We start from the raw sequence: 16,163 nt of genomic DNA on the forward strand, positions 1-16,163 counted from the left end.
AGACAGGATGGACGCGATGGTCGAGACCAAAGGGCACTATATCAACGCCGACCCCTATCCCTGGCCCTATAACGGCGATCTGAGGCCGGAGAATACAGCGCTGATCATCATCGACATGCAGACGGATTTCTGCGGCAAGGGCGGCTATGTCGATCACATGGGCTACGACCTGTCGCTGGTCCAGGCGCCGATCGAGCCGATCAAGAAGGTACTGACCATGATGCGCGCCAAGGGCTATCACATCATCCACACGCGCGAAGGCCATCGCCCCGATCTCGCCGACCTGCCGGCCAACAAGCGCTGGCGCTCGCAGCGCATCGGCGCCGGCATCGGCGATCCCGGTCCCTGCGGCCGCATCCTGACCCGTGGCGAGCCCGGCTGGGACATCATCCCGGAGCTCTACCCGATCGAGGGCGAGGTGATCATCGACAAACCGGGCAAGGGCTCCTTCTGCGCCACCGATCTGGAATTGATCCTCAGCCAGAAGCGCATCGAAAACATCATCCTGACCGGTATCACCACCGATGTCTGCGTCTCCACCACCATGCGCGAGGCGAACGACCGCGGCTTCGAATGCCTGCTGCTCGAGGATTGCTGCGGCGCCACCGACTATGGCAATCACCTCGCCGCCATCAAGATGGTCAAGATGCAGGGCGGGGTATTCGGCTCGGTCTCCAATTCCGCGGCCCTGGTCGAGGCGCTGCCCTGATGCCGTCATTGCGTGCCCATGTCTTTCGCGTGCCGGCCGACGGCCCCGATGACGTCGCCGGCGTCGAGGCGCTCTTTGCCGGCGGCCTTCCGGCCAACAATGTCGTCGCCGTTCTCGGCAAGACGGAAGGCAACGGCTGCGTCAATGATTTTACTCGCGGATATGCCACGCGCAGCTTCGAGACATTGTTCGGCAGGCATGGCGTCGACGGTGTCTCGATCGTCATGTCCGGCGGCACCGAAGGTGCGCTCTCGCCGCATTGGACGGTTTTTGCGCGTGAAACCGTAGAGGTCCCGGGCGAACGGGCGCTGGCCATTGGTGTGTCGCGTACCCCCGCGCTGCCCTTTGAACATCTCGGGCGGCGGGAACAGATCCTGCTCGTTGCCGAAGGCGTGAGGTCCGCGATGAAGGATGCCGGCATCGATGATCCCGCCGATGTCCATTTCGTGCAGATCAAGTGCCCGCTGCTCACCTCGCGCCGGATTGCCGAGGCCGAGGGCGCAGGCAGGACGGTCGCAACCCGCGACACGCTGAAATCCATGGGCCTCTCGCGCGGTGCTTCGGCTCTCGGCGTCGCCGTAGCACTCGGCGAGGTCGATGCGGCATCGATCGGCGATGCCGACATCTGCACACGTTTCGATCTCTTTTCCCGCTGCGCCTCGACATCAGCCGGCGTCGAACTCACCGATCACGAGATCATCGTCCTCGGCATGAGCGCAAAATGGTCCGGTCCGTTGTCGATCGACCACGCCGTCATGCGGGATGCGATCGACGCGCTCTCCGTCACGAAAGCCCGCGAACGCCTGCCGGAAAACAGCCGGCTGGCGGCGGTTCTCGCCAAGGCCGAGCCGGACCCGTCCGGCAGGGTCGGCGGCCGGCGTCACACGATGCTCGACGACTCCGATATCGCCGGCACCCGCCATGCCCGTGCCTTCGTCGGCGGCGTTCTCGCGGGCATCTTCGGCATTACCGATCTCTATGTGTCCGGCGGCGCCGAACACCAGGGGCCGCCCGGCGGCGGTCCTGTCGCCATCATCGTCGAAAAGGAGCAATGAAGTGAGCACCGTCCGCGATACGCCTCTCCCGCAAGCTGGCAAGGCCGTCGGCATCGAGACGCTCGATATGACCATGCGTTTCGGCAGCTTCACCGCGCTCGACCACGTCTCGATCAACATTCCGGCCGGCACCTTCCATGCGCTTCTCGGCGAAAATGGCGCCGGCAAGTCGACCCTCGTCAAATGCATCATGGGCTTCTATCACCAGACCTTTGGCTCGCTCTCGGTCGACGGCCGCGAAGTCGCCGTCGCCTCGCCGAAGGATGCGGCGACCTATGGCCTCGGCATGGTCTATCAGCATTTCACCCTTGTGCCTTCGCTGACCGGCGCCGAAAACCTTGTCATCAGCCGCACCGAAGTGCCCGCCATCATCAACTGGGCAAAGGAGCGCAAGGACCTCGCGGCCTTCATGGAGCGTATGCCCTTTCAGATTCCGCTCGACCGGCCGGTGAGCGAGCTTGCCGCCGGCGAAAAGCAGAAGCTGGAGATCGTCAAACAGCTCTACCTCGGCCGCAGCTTCCTCGTGCTCGACGAGCCGACGTCGGTGCTCACGCCTGCCGAGGCCGATGAAATGCTCGGCCTGGTTCGCGCCATGACCGAACGCGGCGAACTGACGGTGCTAATGATCAGCCATAAATTTCACGAGGTGACGAAATTCGCCGACGCAGTGTCGATCCTGCGCCGCGGCAAGCTTGTCGGGTCCGGCAGGGTCGGCGACCTCTCGACATCGGATATGGCAGCCATGATGATCGGCGACGTCAAGCTTGCCGAACTCGACACCCGCGTAGCGGTCGGCGATACGGCCAAACCGGTGCTGAAGGTCGAGCGCGTCAAGGCGCCGGATCGATCCGGCCTCAAGACCATCGAGATCGACAATCTGACGGTCCGCTCCGGCGAGATCGTCGGCATTGCCGGCATTTCGGGAAACGGCCAGAAGGAACTGACCGAAATCCTCGCCGGCCAGCGCCCCGCCGTCACGGGCATGGTGAGCGTGAACGGCGAAGCCTATGGCGCCACGCGGCCGGAAACGCGCCGGAACAATGTCCGCTTCATTCCGGAGGAACCGCTGCAGAATGCCTGCGCCCCGCGCATGACCGTCAGCGAGAATCTCGCCTTCCGCACCTTCGACCTGAAGGAGGATGGCAAGGATGCGATCTGGCTCAACAAAGGCCGGATGAAGAAGAGCGCCACCTCGCTGATCTCCGATTTCAAGGTGAAGACCGCGTCTTCGTCCTCGCCGATAGCGGCGCTATCAGGCGGCAACGTCCAGCGCGCCGTGCTCGCCCGTGAACTGACGGGAGAAGTCGATCTGCTGATCGTCTCCAATCCCTGCTTCGGCCTTGATTTCTCCGCCGTCGCCGAAATTCGCGCCCGCATCATGCGCGCCCGCAATGCCGGCACCGCCGTGCTGCTGCTGTCGGAGGACCTGGACGAGTTGCTCGAAATGTCCGACCGGATCATCGTCATTTCCGAAGGCAAGCTGGTTTACGAGACACCGGCACGGTCGGCCGATATCGGCGTGATCGGCGCGCATATGGCAGGGCATCACTGATGGTGAAGATCAAAGCCGAACCCTTCGCCTTTGCGGTGAAGCACGATCAGCTCGCGCTTATCGTCATCGACATGCAGCGTGATTTTGCCGAGCCCGGCGGCTTTGGCGCCAGTCTCGGCAACGACGTCAGCCGAATCACCCGGATTGTGCCTGACGTCAAACGGCTCATCCAGGGCTTCCGTTATGCCGGGCTGCCGGTCATCCACACGATGGAATGCCACAGGCCCGATCTTTCGGATCTGCCGTCGGCGAAACGCAACCGTGGCAATCCCGCGCTTCGCATCGGCGACAAAGGCCCCATGGGCCGTATCCTCATCTCCGGCGAGCCCGGCACCGGGATTTTGCCGGAGCTTGCTCCGATCAAAGGCGAAACGGTCATAGAAAAACCCGGCAAGGGCGGCTTCTACGCGACCGAGCTCGATGCGATCCTGCAGCAGAAAGGCATCACGCAGCTCGTCTTTGCCGGCGTCACGACCGAGGTCTGCGTGCAGACAACCATGCGTGAGGCCAACGACCGCGGTTACGAATGCCTGCTCGCCGAGGAGGCGACGGAAAGCTATTTTCCGGAGTTCAAGGCCGCAGCAATCGCCATGATCCGCGCCCAGGGGGCGATCGTCGGCTGGACGGCCCATGTCGACGACATCCTGGAAAGCATCGCCCATGCCTGAAACCACCCGTGAACTGCTGACCTCGGGTGGCTGGAGGGATCTGGAGTTCGGCCCCTTCCGCGATCAGGTGACGATCCACTGGATCCGACCGTTTGAGGGCGATCAGCCGGGCGTCGCGCTCTTGAAATACGAAGCCGGCGCCGGCGTCCCCCGCCATCGGCATGAGGGGCTGGAGACCATTCTCGTCCTTGATGGCGTTCAATCCGACGAAACGGGCGACTACGGCCGCGGCAGTTATGTGGTCAACGCATCTGGCACCGAACACTCGGTCTGGAGCGACACCGGTTGTGTCGTCCTCATCCAATGGGATCGGCCTGTGACCATACTGGGAGAGGAAGCAGAATGAATTCGGCGCCCGGCACCGGTGGTCAGGTGACAGTCTGCTGGGACAATCTGGCAGCTAACATCATGTGAATGGTTCCTTGCGATGGGCATCTGATTGCGATGCCAATTAGAGCGATAAGGCATCGACGACCGCCGTCCTCAGCCGACGAGCATCGCTCAAGCGGCGGCGAGGATTGCCTCATTAATCGCCGATAAAAGTGCGCCGCCGCCGTAGGGGCCGTCGTGCCGCGCCCCGTTGATGAAGAACGTCGGCGTACCATTGACGCCGCTTCGAACGCCGCCGATGAAATCCTCCCGGACCTTTTCCACAAAAGTACCGGACGCTAAGGCGTCGCGCAGTGCGATTTGGTGAGAGCTTGAGTTCTGCGGCGAGCGCGACGAGAAGCGAGACGCTCAATCGGGACATAGTTTTCGACGCCAGCTATCGAGCAAAGGCGGAGCGGATTTTGCGGCTCAGACTGGAGGCCTTCGATTGGAATTGCCCGCAGCATATCACGCCTTGCTACACCGAACCGGAAATCGAGACGGCGGTAACACTCTTGCGTGACCGGTTGACGCAACTGGAAGAAGAGAATGCAGAATTACGTGCTCGGTTCAACGCACTTGGAGCACAATGATGGACACGACAAGTCCGCCTCGGGCACCTTTTCGGATCGCCTCCACAGCGGAAAAGATTGGTCTTGCCGAGGACGGCTGGAATAGCCGTAACCCCAAAGGGCTCTAGCTCTGCCCGCAGCCGGCATGCTAGTCCCATGGCTAAACACCCGATAGATCACTGGCCGCTGAGCATGAACTGTCGGGCATCATTTTCAGAGTACAGAAATCTCGGACCAGACTGGAGAGCTTGATGGGTTGGAAAACACCGAAGATTGAATACGTGAACGGTTATAAGATTGTTGAAGTTGATGGGCCGGTCTTCAAGGTCTACAACGGCGATTGTCAGCTCGGAGATGATTTCCCCTATTCCGGCGAGGCTGCGGCTTACGCAACCTCGTTGCCAAAACGCGATCATCCACGCAGGTAGGCGAGAAGCCCTGGAAAATGATCTAAAATCCTTTATGGCAGCCTAACCGAATGCGGAACGAAAATTGACCAGTTCCAACCTTTCTTCATCGCTGAAACTGCTAGGGTGGTCTGAATTCTTCGCGGATCAGGTCCAAACCGGCGAAGCACACCTCGTCCCCAGACGGATCGCATCAGTTCACCGGGCGCGCATCGAGGCGATCGATGTCACGGGGCCCGTCGGACTGACGCTTCCAGCCAACTCCAACAGTGCTGACTACGCGGTGGGCGACTGGGTTCTTGTGGATCCGCTTACCGACATGCTTGTCGGCCGTCTCGAGCGAAAAAGCGTCTTTCAACGACGCTCGGAAGGCGGACGTGGCCATCAACTTCTTGCCGCCAACGTCGATTCCCTACTCATTGTGACCTCGTGCAACGCAGATTTCAATCTTGCTCGGCTGGAACGCTACCTGATCATGGCCAACCAAGCCGGTAGCAACCCGGTGATCGTACTGACGAAGGCTGACACCGCCGACGATGCTGGCGTGTTCCAGGCGCAAGCCGAGACTCTGCAGCGTGACTTGCCTGTCATCGCCGTGAACGGGCGCTCCGCGGACGCCGTTGCCCTGTTGAGGCCCTGGTGCGGTGTTGGCCAGACGGTTGCGCTGGTGGGATCCTCCGGTGTCGGAAAATCGACACTGGTAAACACCATGACTGGGCCTGAATCTGACACAAAGCAGAAAACCGGGACTATCCGCGAATACGACGCGCAGGGTCGACACACTACTACGGCGCGATCGCTGCATGCTATTTCAGGCGGCGGCTGGGTCATAGATACCCCGGGAATAAGAACGCTCTACCTAAGTGATGTCACCAACGGTATAGACACTCTCTTTGCGGAAATAGCCGAACTGGCGCCGCTTTGCCGGTTTCGCGATTGTACACATGCCCACGAACCCGGGTGCGCGGTTCAGGCCGCTGTCTCAAGCGGTGCCCTGGTCCCCGATCGCTTGGAACGTTGGCGGGCTCTCCTTCGAGAAAATCGCGACCGAACACCGGTCTTAAGCGGGCCCCGTGGCAACAAGATCGTTCGCAAGAAGAAATATTGAAAGTTTTGAGCGTTTGAGCAGGGCCTCATCGGCGCGGGCCACGATCCCCCGCCTTGATGAATTGGCTCGGCGGGATCACCGCGTCAGGATTCAGTGATCGTATTAGCGGTCAAGAAGAGGAACCTGAAAGCGGCCGCTTCCGCTCGTAAGGGGTATGTCTTTGAACAACCGCGATATGAGGCGCGGTCGCAATCCTTGCCTCTCATCGATGAGGAGAAATGACATCCTCTTTATCTCGATCGTGATCACGCCTTCATTGTCATGGCGACGATAATTCCTGGAATCGATCGCAAGGAATCCGTTTTCCACCGCCCAGGCGGCTATCATATCCGCGTTCATCAAGGTCCTGCTTTAGGAGATGTGGACGTGCTTCTCTCGCTGTCCCGCTCATGCAAATCGCTTTGCAGTCCTACGGATACCGCAACTGAAACGCTCTAATCCAACCAAATCCGTGCAAGATCAAAGTTCCCGCTCAGGTGTTGCGAGAAAGACTCGCAGCACTCGGTACGAGTCCGACGTGGCCCCGCCGTTTCGTGCTGTTGGAGGGAATCGAACCAATGATCCTGTTGTTGCTATTTCGATCCTCCCTCCGCAATGCGCTTCGATTTCACGCAGAGCGGCCGCTCCGCAGCCTGTCCCCTTGAGAAGCCAATCCAACAGCAATTTCTCTAGCCCATTTGTGGCGTTGGCACGGGACGTTCAGCCGCGTCTATGGACCGCCCGGCGAGGAGCGGAGCATACGCGGCGAGCCGGTAGGAAATGAACTCTGTGAAAAGCCGCACGCGCTTCGTCTTGCGTGTCTCCCCCTGCGTGAGAAGCCAGATCGTCGCAGGTGATTTCAAATCGATGCCCGGGACTTTCGCCAGCAGGTGATCGGCATCTCCGACGAAACAGGGCAGTTTGGTCATGCCTATCCCTTGCCTTGCCGCATCGATCTGCGCATCGGCGTCCGGCGTCCTGAACGGAACCCCTGTAGCGCGAACCTCCCCTTGGTCGACCCAGTCCGGAAGAGCCTGACCGCCGATGACGATGGGCCGGATTGGATCCGGCGCACCCGCACGCCACGCCGCCAGTCTATCGCGGGACATATAAACACCCGCAAGCAGATCCGGACCTTTCAGGCCATGAAGATTGAGCGGCAGGGTCTTGCGATTGGAGACCATCCGGATCGCCACATCCGCCTCCCGGTTGGTCAGATTCACGACCTCGCCGGTCGATACGATCTCCATCTCGATGTCCGGATGCAGACGGGCAAAATCGGCGATATCCGGCATGAGCAGGTGTGTCGCAAGGAACGGGGGCAGCGTCACCCGCAGAAGCCCGCGTACGCTCTGATCGCGCCCGAGGACGCGCGTCTCCAGTTGGTGCGACGAGGCTTCCATCTGGTTCGCGAACTCCAGAACCTCCTCGCCCGCGGCCGTCAGGCGGTAGCCCGAAGGTAGCTTTTCGAACATCTGCGCCCCGAGGCGATCCTCGAGCTGGGCAATGCGCCGCAGCACGGTCGCGTGGTTCACGGCCAGACGTTTAGCGGCAGCCCGCACTGAGCCGCCACGCGCGGCGGCAAGAAAGTAGCGAACGTCATCCCAGTCGATCATGGTCCATTCCCGCGCCGCATGGGGCGGCTTCCGAAGACCAGGCTACCATGGATCGCGCGCGATCGTCGCTGCGTTCAATCACGTAGGTGGATCGTTTTCGCACCACGGATACGCGCGATTGCGCACTCACCGCCTGGCGCCGGCGAACCCATATCGAGGCTATCGGAGGGTGTCTCCGCAAAGCGATGACCCGAGACGCGACACAAGGAATGCATGACATGACCAGACTGAATGGAAAGACCGCCGTGATCACGGGCGGCGCCACCGGTATCGGCCTCGCCGCTGCAAGGCGCTTCATCGAGGAGGGTGCCTTCGTCTTCATCTACGGCCGTCGGCAGCAAGCACTCGATGCGGCTGTGGCCGAGCTCGGCCCCAACGCCCGCGCGGTGAAGGGCTCGGTCTCAGATGAGGACGACCTTGATCGGCTCTACGCGGCGGTGAATGCCGAGCGCGGAACGCTTGACGTCATCTTCGCCAATGCCGGGGCCGGGAGCCCGCTTCCTCTCGGCCAGATCACCGCTAAGCATATCCAAGATACTTTCGACACCAATGTGAAGGGCACGATCTTCACAGTCCAGAAGGCGTTGCCGCTGATGGGTCCAGGCGGTTCGATCATCCTCACCGGATCGAGCGCCGGCACCACGGGTGCCGCCGGTTTCACCGCCTACAGCGCCAGCAAGGCGGCAGTGCGCAATCTCGCGCGCACCTGGGCGGAGGACCTGAAGGGCACAGGCATCCGGGTCAACGTGCTGTCGCCCGGCGCGACGGCGACAGAACTTGCAAAGGAAGCGCTCGGAGAGGACGGCCAGAAGGCCTACGGCGCGATGACTCCGCTCCAGCGCATGGCAGATCCGGCGGAGATCGCGGCGGCTGCCGCCTTCCTCGCGTCGGACGACAGCAGCTTCATGACCGCCAGCGAAGTCGCCGTCGATGGCGGCCTGGCCCAACTCTGACCCCGGCACGGCTCCGTGCCTAGCTCACACACAACGAAGGACAAAATATTATGAAACCACTCGAAGGTAAAATCGCCGTCATCACGGGCGGAAGCAGCGGGATTGGCTTGGCCACAGCCAAGCGTTTCGTGGAAGAAAGTGCGCAGGTCGTGATCATTGGGCGACGCGAGAAAGTCTTACAAGAGGCCGCGGCCCTTATCGGGAAAAACGTGACAACAGTAGTGGGCGACGTCTCGCGCCTGGAAGACCTGGACCGGCTCTATGCCACCGTGAAGGAGAAACATGGTCACATCGACATTCTCTTCGCAAACGCGGGTGCAGGCACGGTCGCGCCGCTCGCGGCAGCGACTGAGGCCCATTTTGACCAGACCTTCGATGTGAACGTGAAGGGTCTGTTCTTTACGGTGCAGAAGGCCCTTCCTCTCTTCAAGGACGGCGGTTCGATCATTCTGAACTCGTCGGTCTCGAATGTGATGGGGCTGCCAGCGTTCAGCGCCTACGCAGCAAGCAAGGCGGCTGTTCGCAGCTTCTCGCGGTCCTGGACCCAGGAGCTGAAGGATCGCAATATCCGCGTCAACACGATGAGCCCCGGCGCGATCGAGACTCCCGCCTTGGCGACAACGACCGGCCTCACCGCTGAGCAAGCCGAGGAGGCGGTCGCCCAGTTTGCGTCACAGATCCCAATGGGCCGCAGGGGCAAGCCAGAGGAAATCGCAGCTGCACTCACGTTCCTTGCCTCCGATGAAAGCTCCTACGTCACCGGTATAGATCTCGCCGTCGATGGTGGTTGGGCGCAGGTCTGAACCGGCGCCAACACAGGATCGGAGAAGCATTATGAGCTATGCAATTATTGGCTTAGGCAATATCGGCCGAGCTTTGGCCAAAGCGTTTTCCCGCAAGGGCATCGAAGTATCTGTCGCAACCAGGCGGGACCCGGAAAGCTTTGCAGCTGATGCGGCCGCGATCGGGCCCAAGGTCATAGCCAAAACCCTGGCGGAGGCCGTCAAGGCGGACGTCATCTTTTTGGCTGTCCGCTTCGAGGCGCACCCGGATGTCGCAAGGGCGCTCTCCAACTGGGATGGCAAGATCATCATCGATGTGACCAATGCCTACGGCGTGCCCCCTGAGGAGCTGGGAGAACAGCCTTCTTCCAAGGCCGTCGCGCAAGCCTTTTCTGGCGCAAGGCTGGTCAAGGGCTTCAACCATTTGATCGCCGCCTCCCTTGCCCAAGATCCAGCCGCGCATGGCGGCAGGCGAGTTGTGTTCCTGGCGAGCGACGACGACGCTGCCGCAGACGAGATTGGCGCGCTCGCGGAAAATCTCGGCTTCGCGCCGATCAAGCTTGGCGGGCTGTCGGAGGGCGGCCTGCTGGTCCAGGCGCGCGGAAAGAGCTGGGGTCATCTGATCTTCAAGAATCTGGTCAAGTTCGACGGATAAAACGACAGCCCCGCCGACAGGACCACGATGTACGGATGGAGACGTTCCCATGAGTATTGAAAAAAACATCCAGACCGTGAAGGACTTCTTCACTGCGATCGGCCGGGGCGACAAGGAGGCTCTGCTGGCGCTGGTCGCGGAAGATTTCGAGTGGATCATTCCGGGCAAGGACTGGCCGCTGGCCGGCACCTACCGGGGGCACGCGGGGCTGGCAGATTTGCTGGAGACGGCATCCAGGTCGATGGAAACCTCCACGGAGCCCCGGGAGTTTGTCGCACAAGGAGACCGGGTTCTCGTCGTCGGCTTCGCCAGCGGGAAGGTCAAAATCACGAACAAGCCGTTCGAGGACGACTGGATCTTTTCCATCACGGTCCGGGACGGCAGACTGGCCAGCATCCGGGAATATGTCGACACGCAAGCGCTGGCCCGGGCCTCGCAGATGGACGCTTCCGGGCCCACGTAGCGCAAGTCTTCTGCAACCATCAGCTTTCGCCGAAGGTGAATGAGCCGCGGATCGCCGTCTCGCGTGCCGCGCGCTCGTCAAATACCCAACCGTAAAGGAGATCCGATGTACGACCAATCCAAACTATCCGAGTTAATCCGGTTCGCACGCATTGATGCGGGTGCCACCGTCATCGACGTTTACCCAGGCGACGGCGACTGGACGCGCCTGTTCTCCGACATCGTCGGACCCGAAGGTCAAGTCACCAGCTTCGTGCCGGCCGAAGTCGCGCACTTCAAGAACGATCCGGTCGGCCTCATGCGAACGCTCGCGCAAGAGCCAGGCCTGGAAAACGTCGAAGCCGTCTCAGCGGACCTCGTGGCAATGCCGGACGTCACTCAGCCAGCTGATGTCCTGTGGCTGCACCTGTTCTACCACGATCTCCACACCGCGCTGATGCGGGCCAAGGGCGCGACGGCGGCCGACTTCAATCGAGCTGTCTACGAGCGGCTGAAGCCCGGTGGATTCTACGTCATCGTCGATCACGCCGCCGCCGCCGGAGCCGGCACAGGTGATGCCCAGTCACTGCATCGCATCGACCCTGCCTCCGTGCGCGAGGAGGTAGAGGATGCCGGCTTCGTACTGGATGGGGAAAGCACCCTGCTCGCGAACAGGAACGATCCACACGCGATCAAGGTCTTTGATCCCTTAATCAAGGGCGAGACCGATCGCTTCGCATATCGGTTTGTGAAGCCCTGAAGCTCAAGTCGACCACCCGAGGACGTCGGGATACTGCTCAACTGCGCCAGTCTGCGGCAACGTTTGCGTTCGGAACTCGCTGGAGAGCCTGCAAAGGTCAAGCTTGGGGGCGCGAAAGAGACCTCGGCCTAAAGCCGCATTCGGGCCCTTCGCGGCCGTTCGAGGTCGATTCGAGAAACGCGCGACATGTTTTCACCGCGTCGTGTCCGCTTTTGCAGCAACGGCGACCGGTGGCTCGATGACCGCTAGGAGCCCGATGCCGCCATGACGAGGTCCGCCCGAAGCAGACATTCCCAAGCCTATTTGCCGCTTGAGCATCGATCACTATGGCCACCAAGCACTGAATGACGCTGTTTCATCTCGTCGGCTGAGACCGCGCGGTCAATTTATTTCCGTCAGGATCGCGAAGGTATGCGACAAATGACCCGTTCGGACGCTCTGCGGGCGGGCTCTCGATTGCCGTGCCGCCATGCGCTGTACCGGCGGCATGCCACGCGAGAACATGGTCGCGGCTCGCGACGGCTATACCGATAGTCCCGCCGTTAGCCGCGGTTGCAGGTTTGCCGTCGATCGGTTGGGTAATCATCAGCCGACCGCCGTCGTGGGCATAGATCAGCCTGCCTCGCGCATCCATCTCGCCGAGATTGCCCCCCCAATGCAGCGAATGTGGCGTCGTAGAAGCTTCTGGCTCGCTCCAAATCGTTGCTTCCAATCATGACGTGAGTGAACATGCTTCATCTCCAGAAAAATACCCAATGGATCCCACCAAGGCTAACCTAATCTAGCTATGGGGCAGCAGCAAAACTCACGATTAAAGTCGCACTTGTTTTCCGGACTTTTGCACATCGCAGACTAGGGCGCTTCGCGCCGGCCGCAATGTCCCGCATTGGCGCAAACCTGTCGTTGAGATCGCAGCAAGTTTCAGCGCGGGACGCGGGAGCGGATGCGTGGTCTTGCGCGGACTCGAACTCCAGGCACCATATTTGTCTTCACATTTATAAATTAAATCAACTCTTCGAATAGCAGAATACCTATTCCTCAAACGGGAGCTCGATGTCTTCACGGTTTTTCTTTGCCCCCTCGATCAGGACCGTGTTGAACCGCTCGGCATCTTGAGCCGGCAGCATTCCCGCCCCGGTTCGAATACCTTCTTGCCACGCAGGTCCGCGCTCCCATGCTTCCTTGTAGACGAGCGCCAAGTCGGCAGATCGCCTTGTCTGCTGCAAGGCTTCAAAGAGCAGCGCAGCTTGACGAACATCCTTCTCTCGCTTCGCGGACTCCTGCCCGTCGGTGTGTCGGCGGCTGGCGACTATGAGCTTGTGGACCGCATACCGCGATGGATCAGGGACGACGACTGGGACACCGCTTCGGTGAAGCAGCATTGTCCTGACGGGTTCCCTTATGAGGAAGTCGAGAAAGCGTAGTGGATCGGCGCTGGCACCACCAAGGGCGGGCATCTTCGCCGGCTGGTCAATGTAGTCATCCGAACCACGGTTCGACGTCAGGAATTCAACCCTGTAGCCGTCGGCATTCTGAAACGCCGACGAGGCCGCGGATCCCGATCGATGTGGAACTGGCCGGAAGCTGGCGTCGACGCCCTGCAGCAGCTCAATGATCGGAGGCAGACTGTCTTCAACCTCTCGACTGATGGCATAGTCCTGGGCGATGTCCGCATCCCCCGTCAGGATAGCAGCCATGGGAAGGCGGACGCCCAGAAGTCCTGAATAGCACTGAAAGGCAACCGTGCCGATCAGAACACCCCGTAGCCGAAAAAGACCGCCATCGGCAAGTGCCTCGACGACGTCGCCAGACATGGCGTCAGGGGCGATCATCCCGCCTTCGCGGGTCAGGGTATTTACCAAGCGTCTGCGAGCGCGTAGATCGTCCTTGTCCCGCTTATGATTAGCTACGCGCTGCGTGATATCCGGATCATCAGCAGAACCGACATAACGACGCTTCGTACCACCATGTCCATCCGGGATGTCGAAGTACCAATATTTGCGCCCTTTAATCTTCGCCGGGGTGAACCGACCTTCCGGAGAGAAATCGGCCGTCCAAGCGGCGTCGAGCGAGCGCTGACCTAGCTCGGCGAGCATCGTCTGATACATGAGGTCGATGGACTTCAAAACCCGACTCGGTGTTATACTGTTTTTCAAAAACAGTATAACGGCCGAGAAGGTAGGTCACAAGATGCTAGCTATATCGCCTTGGTATTTGCGGGGCGCACCCAAGTTGACCAGTGTGTCTCAGCTACCGGACTGTCACGAACATCGGCGACGTCCAGACACGGGAATGATCGCGCTGCCTTGCCGTCAGGAAAAGCGGATGTTCGTGCCCATCCTGCAATCCGAGTTCGTCAATCGGTATCTTGCCTGAGAGGTCGCGCGGCAAGGTGTGATCGGTGACGCGCTCCAACAGAAGGCGTAACTCAACACCGGCAAGATCGATGGAGATGGAGCCCTTTCCCTCGTGCGGCATACGTAACCGGCATTGAGTGTTTGCGATTGCGACACCAAGCATTCCTCAAAAGGCTAGCTGTCTTACTAATCGATATGCGCCACGGAGAAACTGCTATCATCGCGGCTCGTTCTCCATCTCGTCCCTTCCGTCGAAGAGCGCCGCGTCTACGATCCCTGGTTCACCGCCTTACGCCGGACCACTAAATCCGAGACTCGCGACACCTCGAGTCGCCCTCGCCGGTCGGCTACCGAGAGACCGCCTCGGAGTTCATGGGAACCGGCTGAAATGATCAAGCTGCCCGATCGTTCCAATACCGGGCGGGGTCTCGCGCAGATGACTCCAGCATGTCCTCGGGCCTGGTTCCTGGGGCTGGACTCACCTTCAAGAATGCCTTGAGTTCCGCCTCGCCTGCCTTGCAAGGCGATGCATCATCTGACCGAAGTGTATCCTGGGGTGGATCTCAGACTGAGTTGAAGAAAGCTTAGCCCACCGCATCAACGTGCGAGCGTTGTTAGCCAATCGCCGATCGTTGTCCCAAAACGCCGCATGGAACGTGTTGCGGGGATGGCGGGGCGCTCAATTGCTATGGTCTTTCTGACTTCACGCGGGCTGAGCCCGAATTCATGGCTGAACGCGCGCGTGAAATTGGCTGCAACGTCGAAGCCAGCGGCCTCGGCAATCTCCGAGATCGGCCTGTTGTCGGTCGGCTTGGTAAGATCCGCATATGCCTGCAGCAATCGACGTTTGCGAATGTAGTTGAAGACGCCCCCGCTCGTTTCAAACAATTGGTAGAGCCGGGTTCGCGAGATGCCCAGCGCACGGCAGATGACATCAGGCGTCAGGCTGTCTGAATGAAGATTGAGGTGAATATAGCGATGCGCCCGCTCCATGAGCCCCATAGTGGTCTGTTCCTGACCGCGATCCAAACTTGCCGACGATGCAGCGCATGCAACGACCATATCGCTGATCGTCCGTATGATCCGCGGCGCCTCCTCCACCGTCAAATTGCCCAGGTTCGCTTCCAGGCCGTCGATATAGCTGACGAGCAATTCGGCGAGGCTGCCTGAGAGGGCGATGTTGTGGGCGTTTTGCAGAAGACCCGCATCACGGGTCAACAGTTCATAGGGCAGGAAGACGAGCACCGCGGCTGAATCGGTCATCCGCCCACGGTACGGAGAACCTAGAGACCTGAAAAATATCTCCCCCGGGCCGGTCTCCGTTACATGGCGATTGGCCTCGGTCCAGGCCCGGCCGCTGCGAAATACGCCAACGTTCCAGTGATCGATTGGGCTCGATCGCAGCATGGCCTGATCGCGGATATAGCTGCATGCCTGCGCGCGCTGCTGGACGATGAGGATATCGCCGAGATGCCAGCCGGTCTGTTCTGCGAGAAAACCGTCGTCCTCTGATTGTCCGTCCGGCAGATGGACATCCATAAGCGGCGCCATGTGTGATCGCCAGGACTGGAATTGTTCTTTCGGCGGCAGGTCTCGCGTCGAAAATCGCAAGGGCACCAATGCAGGCGGAACGTCCACCCGGTGTTCTTTCTGCGTGGACGGTTCGCGCGGCCAGCGCCGCCGCTCCAGGTGGGCCGGCCATTCCCGTCCAGCAGCGGGGTCATCTCCAGACTCCGTAACCATCCAATTCCCCCAGCGCATAAGCCGATCCGGGCTGTTGACAGCAAAAAACCGACTTCGCGGCTGAAACGTCCGCGAGCCATCCGATAACACCGAATCGACTGAAGCCTTACGTGCATAAGTTACTTATCATATTCCATTACGAGCAGAAATGGACGGACCGATAATTTTCGGGATGCGGCGATAACGACAATAGCGTCCTGTTCCTGTATCTAAATGAGCACGGGTTAGTTCCCCGAAGGACGTTCGGAAAGCCCAAATACTCACTTGCCAGTGCCAGGCAGTTTCAAAGCACTCTCAACGTGAAACGACAATAATCACAACAAAATATGCAAGCAGAGGAGGATAGGTCGTGAACTATCGGAGCAATATTCGTGCGCGCTTTGTGCGAGCGTCGGCTTACGACAGGAATTCGGCGGGTTTCCTCTGCTCAACTTCAT

General features: G+C 60.2%; 18 protein-coding genes and 2 pseudogenes. 13 read left to right on the top strand and 7 right to left on the bottom strand.

The genetic code is table 11. The annotated features are described in order from the left end of the window. The first annotated feature begins 7 nt into the window (after positions 1–7). From biuH to RLEG4DRAFT_RS06800, 5 genes are read left to right on the top strand one after another with little or no spacing between them, the layout of a single operon-like run. A complete protein-coding gene (gene biuH / locus RLEG4DRAFT_RS06780; RefSeq protein WP_003576339.1) occupies positions 8–709 on the top strand; it encodes a biuret amidohydrolase in 702 nt (233 codons plus the stop codon). Continuing rightward, positions 709–1,764 carry a ring-opening amidohydrolase gene (locus tag RLEG4DRAFT_RS06785; RefSeq protein ID WP_003576341.1) on the top strand — a complete coding sequence of 352 codons (1,056 nt, stop codon included), beginning with the start codon at positions 709–711 and terminating at the stop codon, positions 1,762–1,764. Before biuH ends, RLEG4DRAFT_RS06785 begins: the two co-directional genes overlap by 1 nt. A gap of 1 nt (position 1,765) precedes the next feature. Continuing rightward, the gene (locus RLEG4DRAFT_RS06790; RefSeq protein ID WP_003576343.1) at positions 1,766–3,316 is read left to right on the top strand and encodes an ABC transporter ATP-binding protein; all 1,551 of its coding nucleotides are present in this window, start codon (positions 1,766–1,768) and stop codon (positions 3,314–3,316) included. Continuing rightward, positions 3,316–3,984, top strand: coding sequence for a cysteine hydrolase family protein (locus RLEG4DRAFT_RS06795; protein WP_003576345.1), 669 nt, complete (start codon positions 3,316–3,318; stop codon positions 3,982–3,984). Before RLEG4DRAFT_RS06790 ends, RLEG4DRAFT_RS06795 begins: the two co-directional genes overlap by 1 nt. Next, positions 3,977–4,330, top strand: a complete 354-nt coding sequence (locus RLEG4DRAFT_RS06800; protein WP_003576346.1) for a cupin domain-containing protein — start codon at positions 3,977–3,979, stop codon at positions 4,328–4,330. The genes RLEG4DRAFT_RS06795 and RLEG4DRAFT_RS06800 overlap by 8 nt, the downstream gene beginning before the upstream one ends. Before the next feature lie 155 nt (positions 4,331–4,485). Here the strand turns inward: RLEG4DRAFT_RS06800 and RLEG4DRAFT_RS40725 are convergent, their stop codons facing one another. Beyond that, on the bottom strand, positions 4,486–4,638 hold the full coding sequence (locus tag RLEG4DRAFT_RS40725) for a DsbA family protein (protein WP_171898185.1): 153 nt from the start codon (positions 4,636–4,638) through the stop codon (positions 4,486–4,488). 92 nt (positions 4,639–4,730) lie between these two features. On the opposite strand from RLEG4DRAFT_RS40725, the pseudogene RLEG4DRAFT_RS38515 reads away from it, so the two are divergent. The 3 genes and pseudogenes from RLEG4DRAFT_RS38515 to rsgA all read left to right on the top strand — a co-directional run. After that, positions 4,731–4,946: pseudogene (locus RLEG4DRAFT_RS38515) on the top strand (pyridoxamine 5'-phosphate oxidase family protein); the annotation flags it as partial. 230 nt (positions 4,947–5,176) lie between these two features. Further along, positions 5,177–5,353 carry a hypothetical protein gene (locus RLEG4DRAFT_RS40730; protein WP_003576347.1) on the top strand — a complete coding sequence of 59 codons (177 nt, stop codon included), beginning with the start codon at positions 5,177–5,179 and terminating at the stop codon, positions 5,351–5,353. Positions 5,354–5,417: 64 nt separating this feature from the next. Beyond that, positions 5,418–6,440: a ribosome small subunit-dependent GTPase A gene (rsgA, locus tag RLEG4DRAFT_RS06805; protein WP_003576348.1), complete on the top strand. Its 1,023-nt coding sequence runs from the start codon at positions 5,418–5,420 to the stop codon at positions 6,438–6,440. A gap of 102 nt (positions 6,441–6,542) precedes the next feature. On the opposite strand, the gene RLEG4DRAFT_RS54130 is transcribed toward rsgA, so the two are convergent. Then, positions 6,543–6,779, bottom strand: coding sequence for a hypothetical protein (locus RLEG4DRAFT_RS54130; RefSeq protein ID WP_003576349.1), 237 nt, complete (start codon positions 6,777–6,779; stop codon positions 6,543–6,545). 329 nt (positions 6,780–7,108) lie between these two features. Beyond that, positions 7,109–8,035, bottom strand: a complete 927-nt coding sequence (locus RLEG4DRAFT_RS06815; RefSeq protein ID WP_003576350.1) for a LysR family transcriptional regulator — start codon at positions 8,033–8,035, stop codon at positions 7,109–7,111. Positions 8,036–8,253: 218 nt separating this feature from the next. Here RLEG4DRAFT_RS06815 and RLEG4DRAFT_RS06820 point away from each other — a divergent pair, with 218 nt between their 5' ends. The 5 genes from RLEG4DRAFT_RS06820 to RLEG4DRAFT_RS06840 all read left to right on the top strand — a co-directional run bounded on the left by RLEG4DRAFT_RS06820 (position 8,254) and on the right by RLEG4DRAFT_RS06840 (position 11,626). Then, positions 8,254–8,988 (top strand): SDR family NAD(P)-dependent oxidoreductase, encoded by a 735-nt coding sequence (locus RLEG4DRAFT_RS06820; RefSeq protein ID WP_003576351.1) that lies wholly within the window; start codon positions 8,254–8,256, stop codon positions 8,986–8,988. Between the two features lie 50 nt (positions 8,989–9,038). After that, a complete protein-coding gene (locus RLEG4DRAFT_RS06825) occupies positions 9,039–9,791 on the top strand; it encodes an SDR family NAD(P)-dependent oxidoreductase (RefSeq protein WP_003576352.1) in 753 nt (250 codons plus the stop codon). 31 nt (positions 9,792–9,822) lie between these two features. After that, the gene (locus tag RLEG4DRAFT_RS06830; RefSeq protein ID WP_003576353.1) at positions 9,823–10,425 is read left to right on the top strand and encodes an NADPH-dependent F420 reductase; all 603 of its coding nucleotides are present in this window, start codon (positions 9,823–9,825) and stop codon (positions 10,423–10,425) included. A gap of 49 nt (positions 10,426–10,474) precedes the next feature. Continuing rightward, complete coding sequence (locus RLEG4DRAFT_RS06835; RefSeq protein WP_003576354.1) at positions 10,475–10,888, top strand: nuclear transport factor 2 family protein; 414 nt, start codon at positions 10,475–10,477, stop codon at positions 10,886–10,888. A gap of 105 nt (positions 10,889–10,993) precedes the next feature. Then, positions 10,994–11,626 carry a class I SAM-dependent methyltransferase gene (locus tag RLEG4DRAFT_RS06840; protein ID WP_003576355.1) on the top strand — a complete coding sequence of 211 codons (633 nt, stop codon included), beginning with the start codon at positions 10,994–10,996 and terminating at the stop codon, positions 11,624–11,626. A gap of 355 nt (positions 11,627–11,981) precedes the next feature. Here the strand turns inward: RLEG4DRAFT_RS06840 and RLEG4DRAFT_RS06845 are convergent. The 4 genes and pseudogenes from RLEG4DRAFT_RS06845 to RLEG4DRAFT_RS06860 form a co-directional block, all read right to left on the bottom strand. Beyond that, positions 11,982–12,357 (bottom strand): annotated as a pseudogene (locus RLEG4DRAFT_RS06845) (VOC family protein). Positions 12,358–12,657: 300 nt separating this feature from the next. Further along, positions 12,658–13,752, bottom strand: a complete 1,095-nt coding sequence (locus RLEG4DRAFT_RS06850; RefSeq protein ID WP_003576357.1) for a nucleotidyltransferase family protein — start codon at positions 13,750–13,752, stop codon at positions 12,658–12,660. 124 nt (positions 13,753–13,876) lie between these two features. Beyond that, the gene (locus RLEG4DRAFT_RS06855) at positions 13,877–14,104 is read right to left on the bottom strand and encodes a hypothetical protein (protein WP_037093319.1); all 228 of its coding nucleotides are present in this window, start codon (positions 14,102–14,104) and stop codon (positions 13,877–13,879) included. A gap of 476 nt (positions 14,105–14,580) precedes the next feature. Continuing rightward, positions 14,581–15,726, bottom strand: a complete 1,146-nt coding sequence (locus RLEG4DRAFT_RS06860; protein WP_037093321.1) for a helix-turn-helix transcriptional regulator — start codon at positions 15,724–15,726, stop codon at positions 14,581–14,583. Positions 15,727–16,163 lie beyond the last annotated feature (437 nt).

This window comes from Rhizobium leguminosarum bv. trifolii WSM2297 (genome assembly GCF_000271845.1).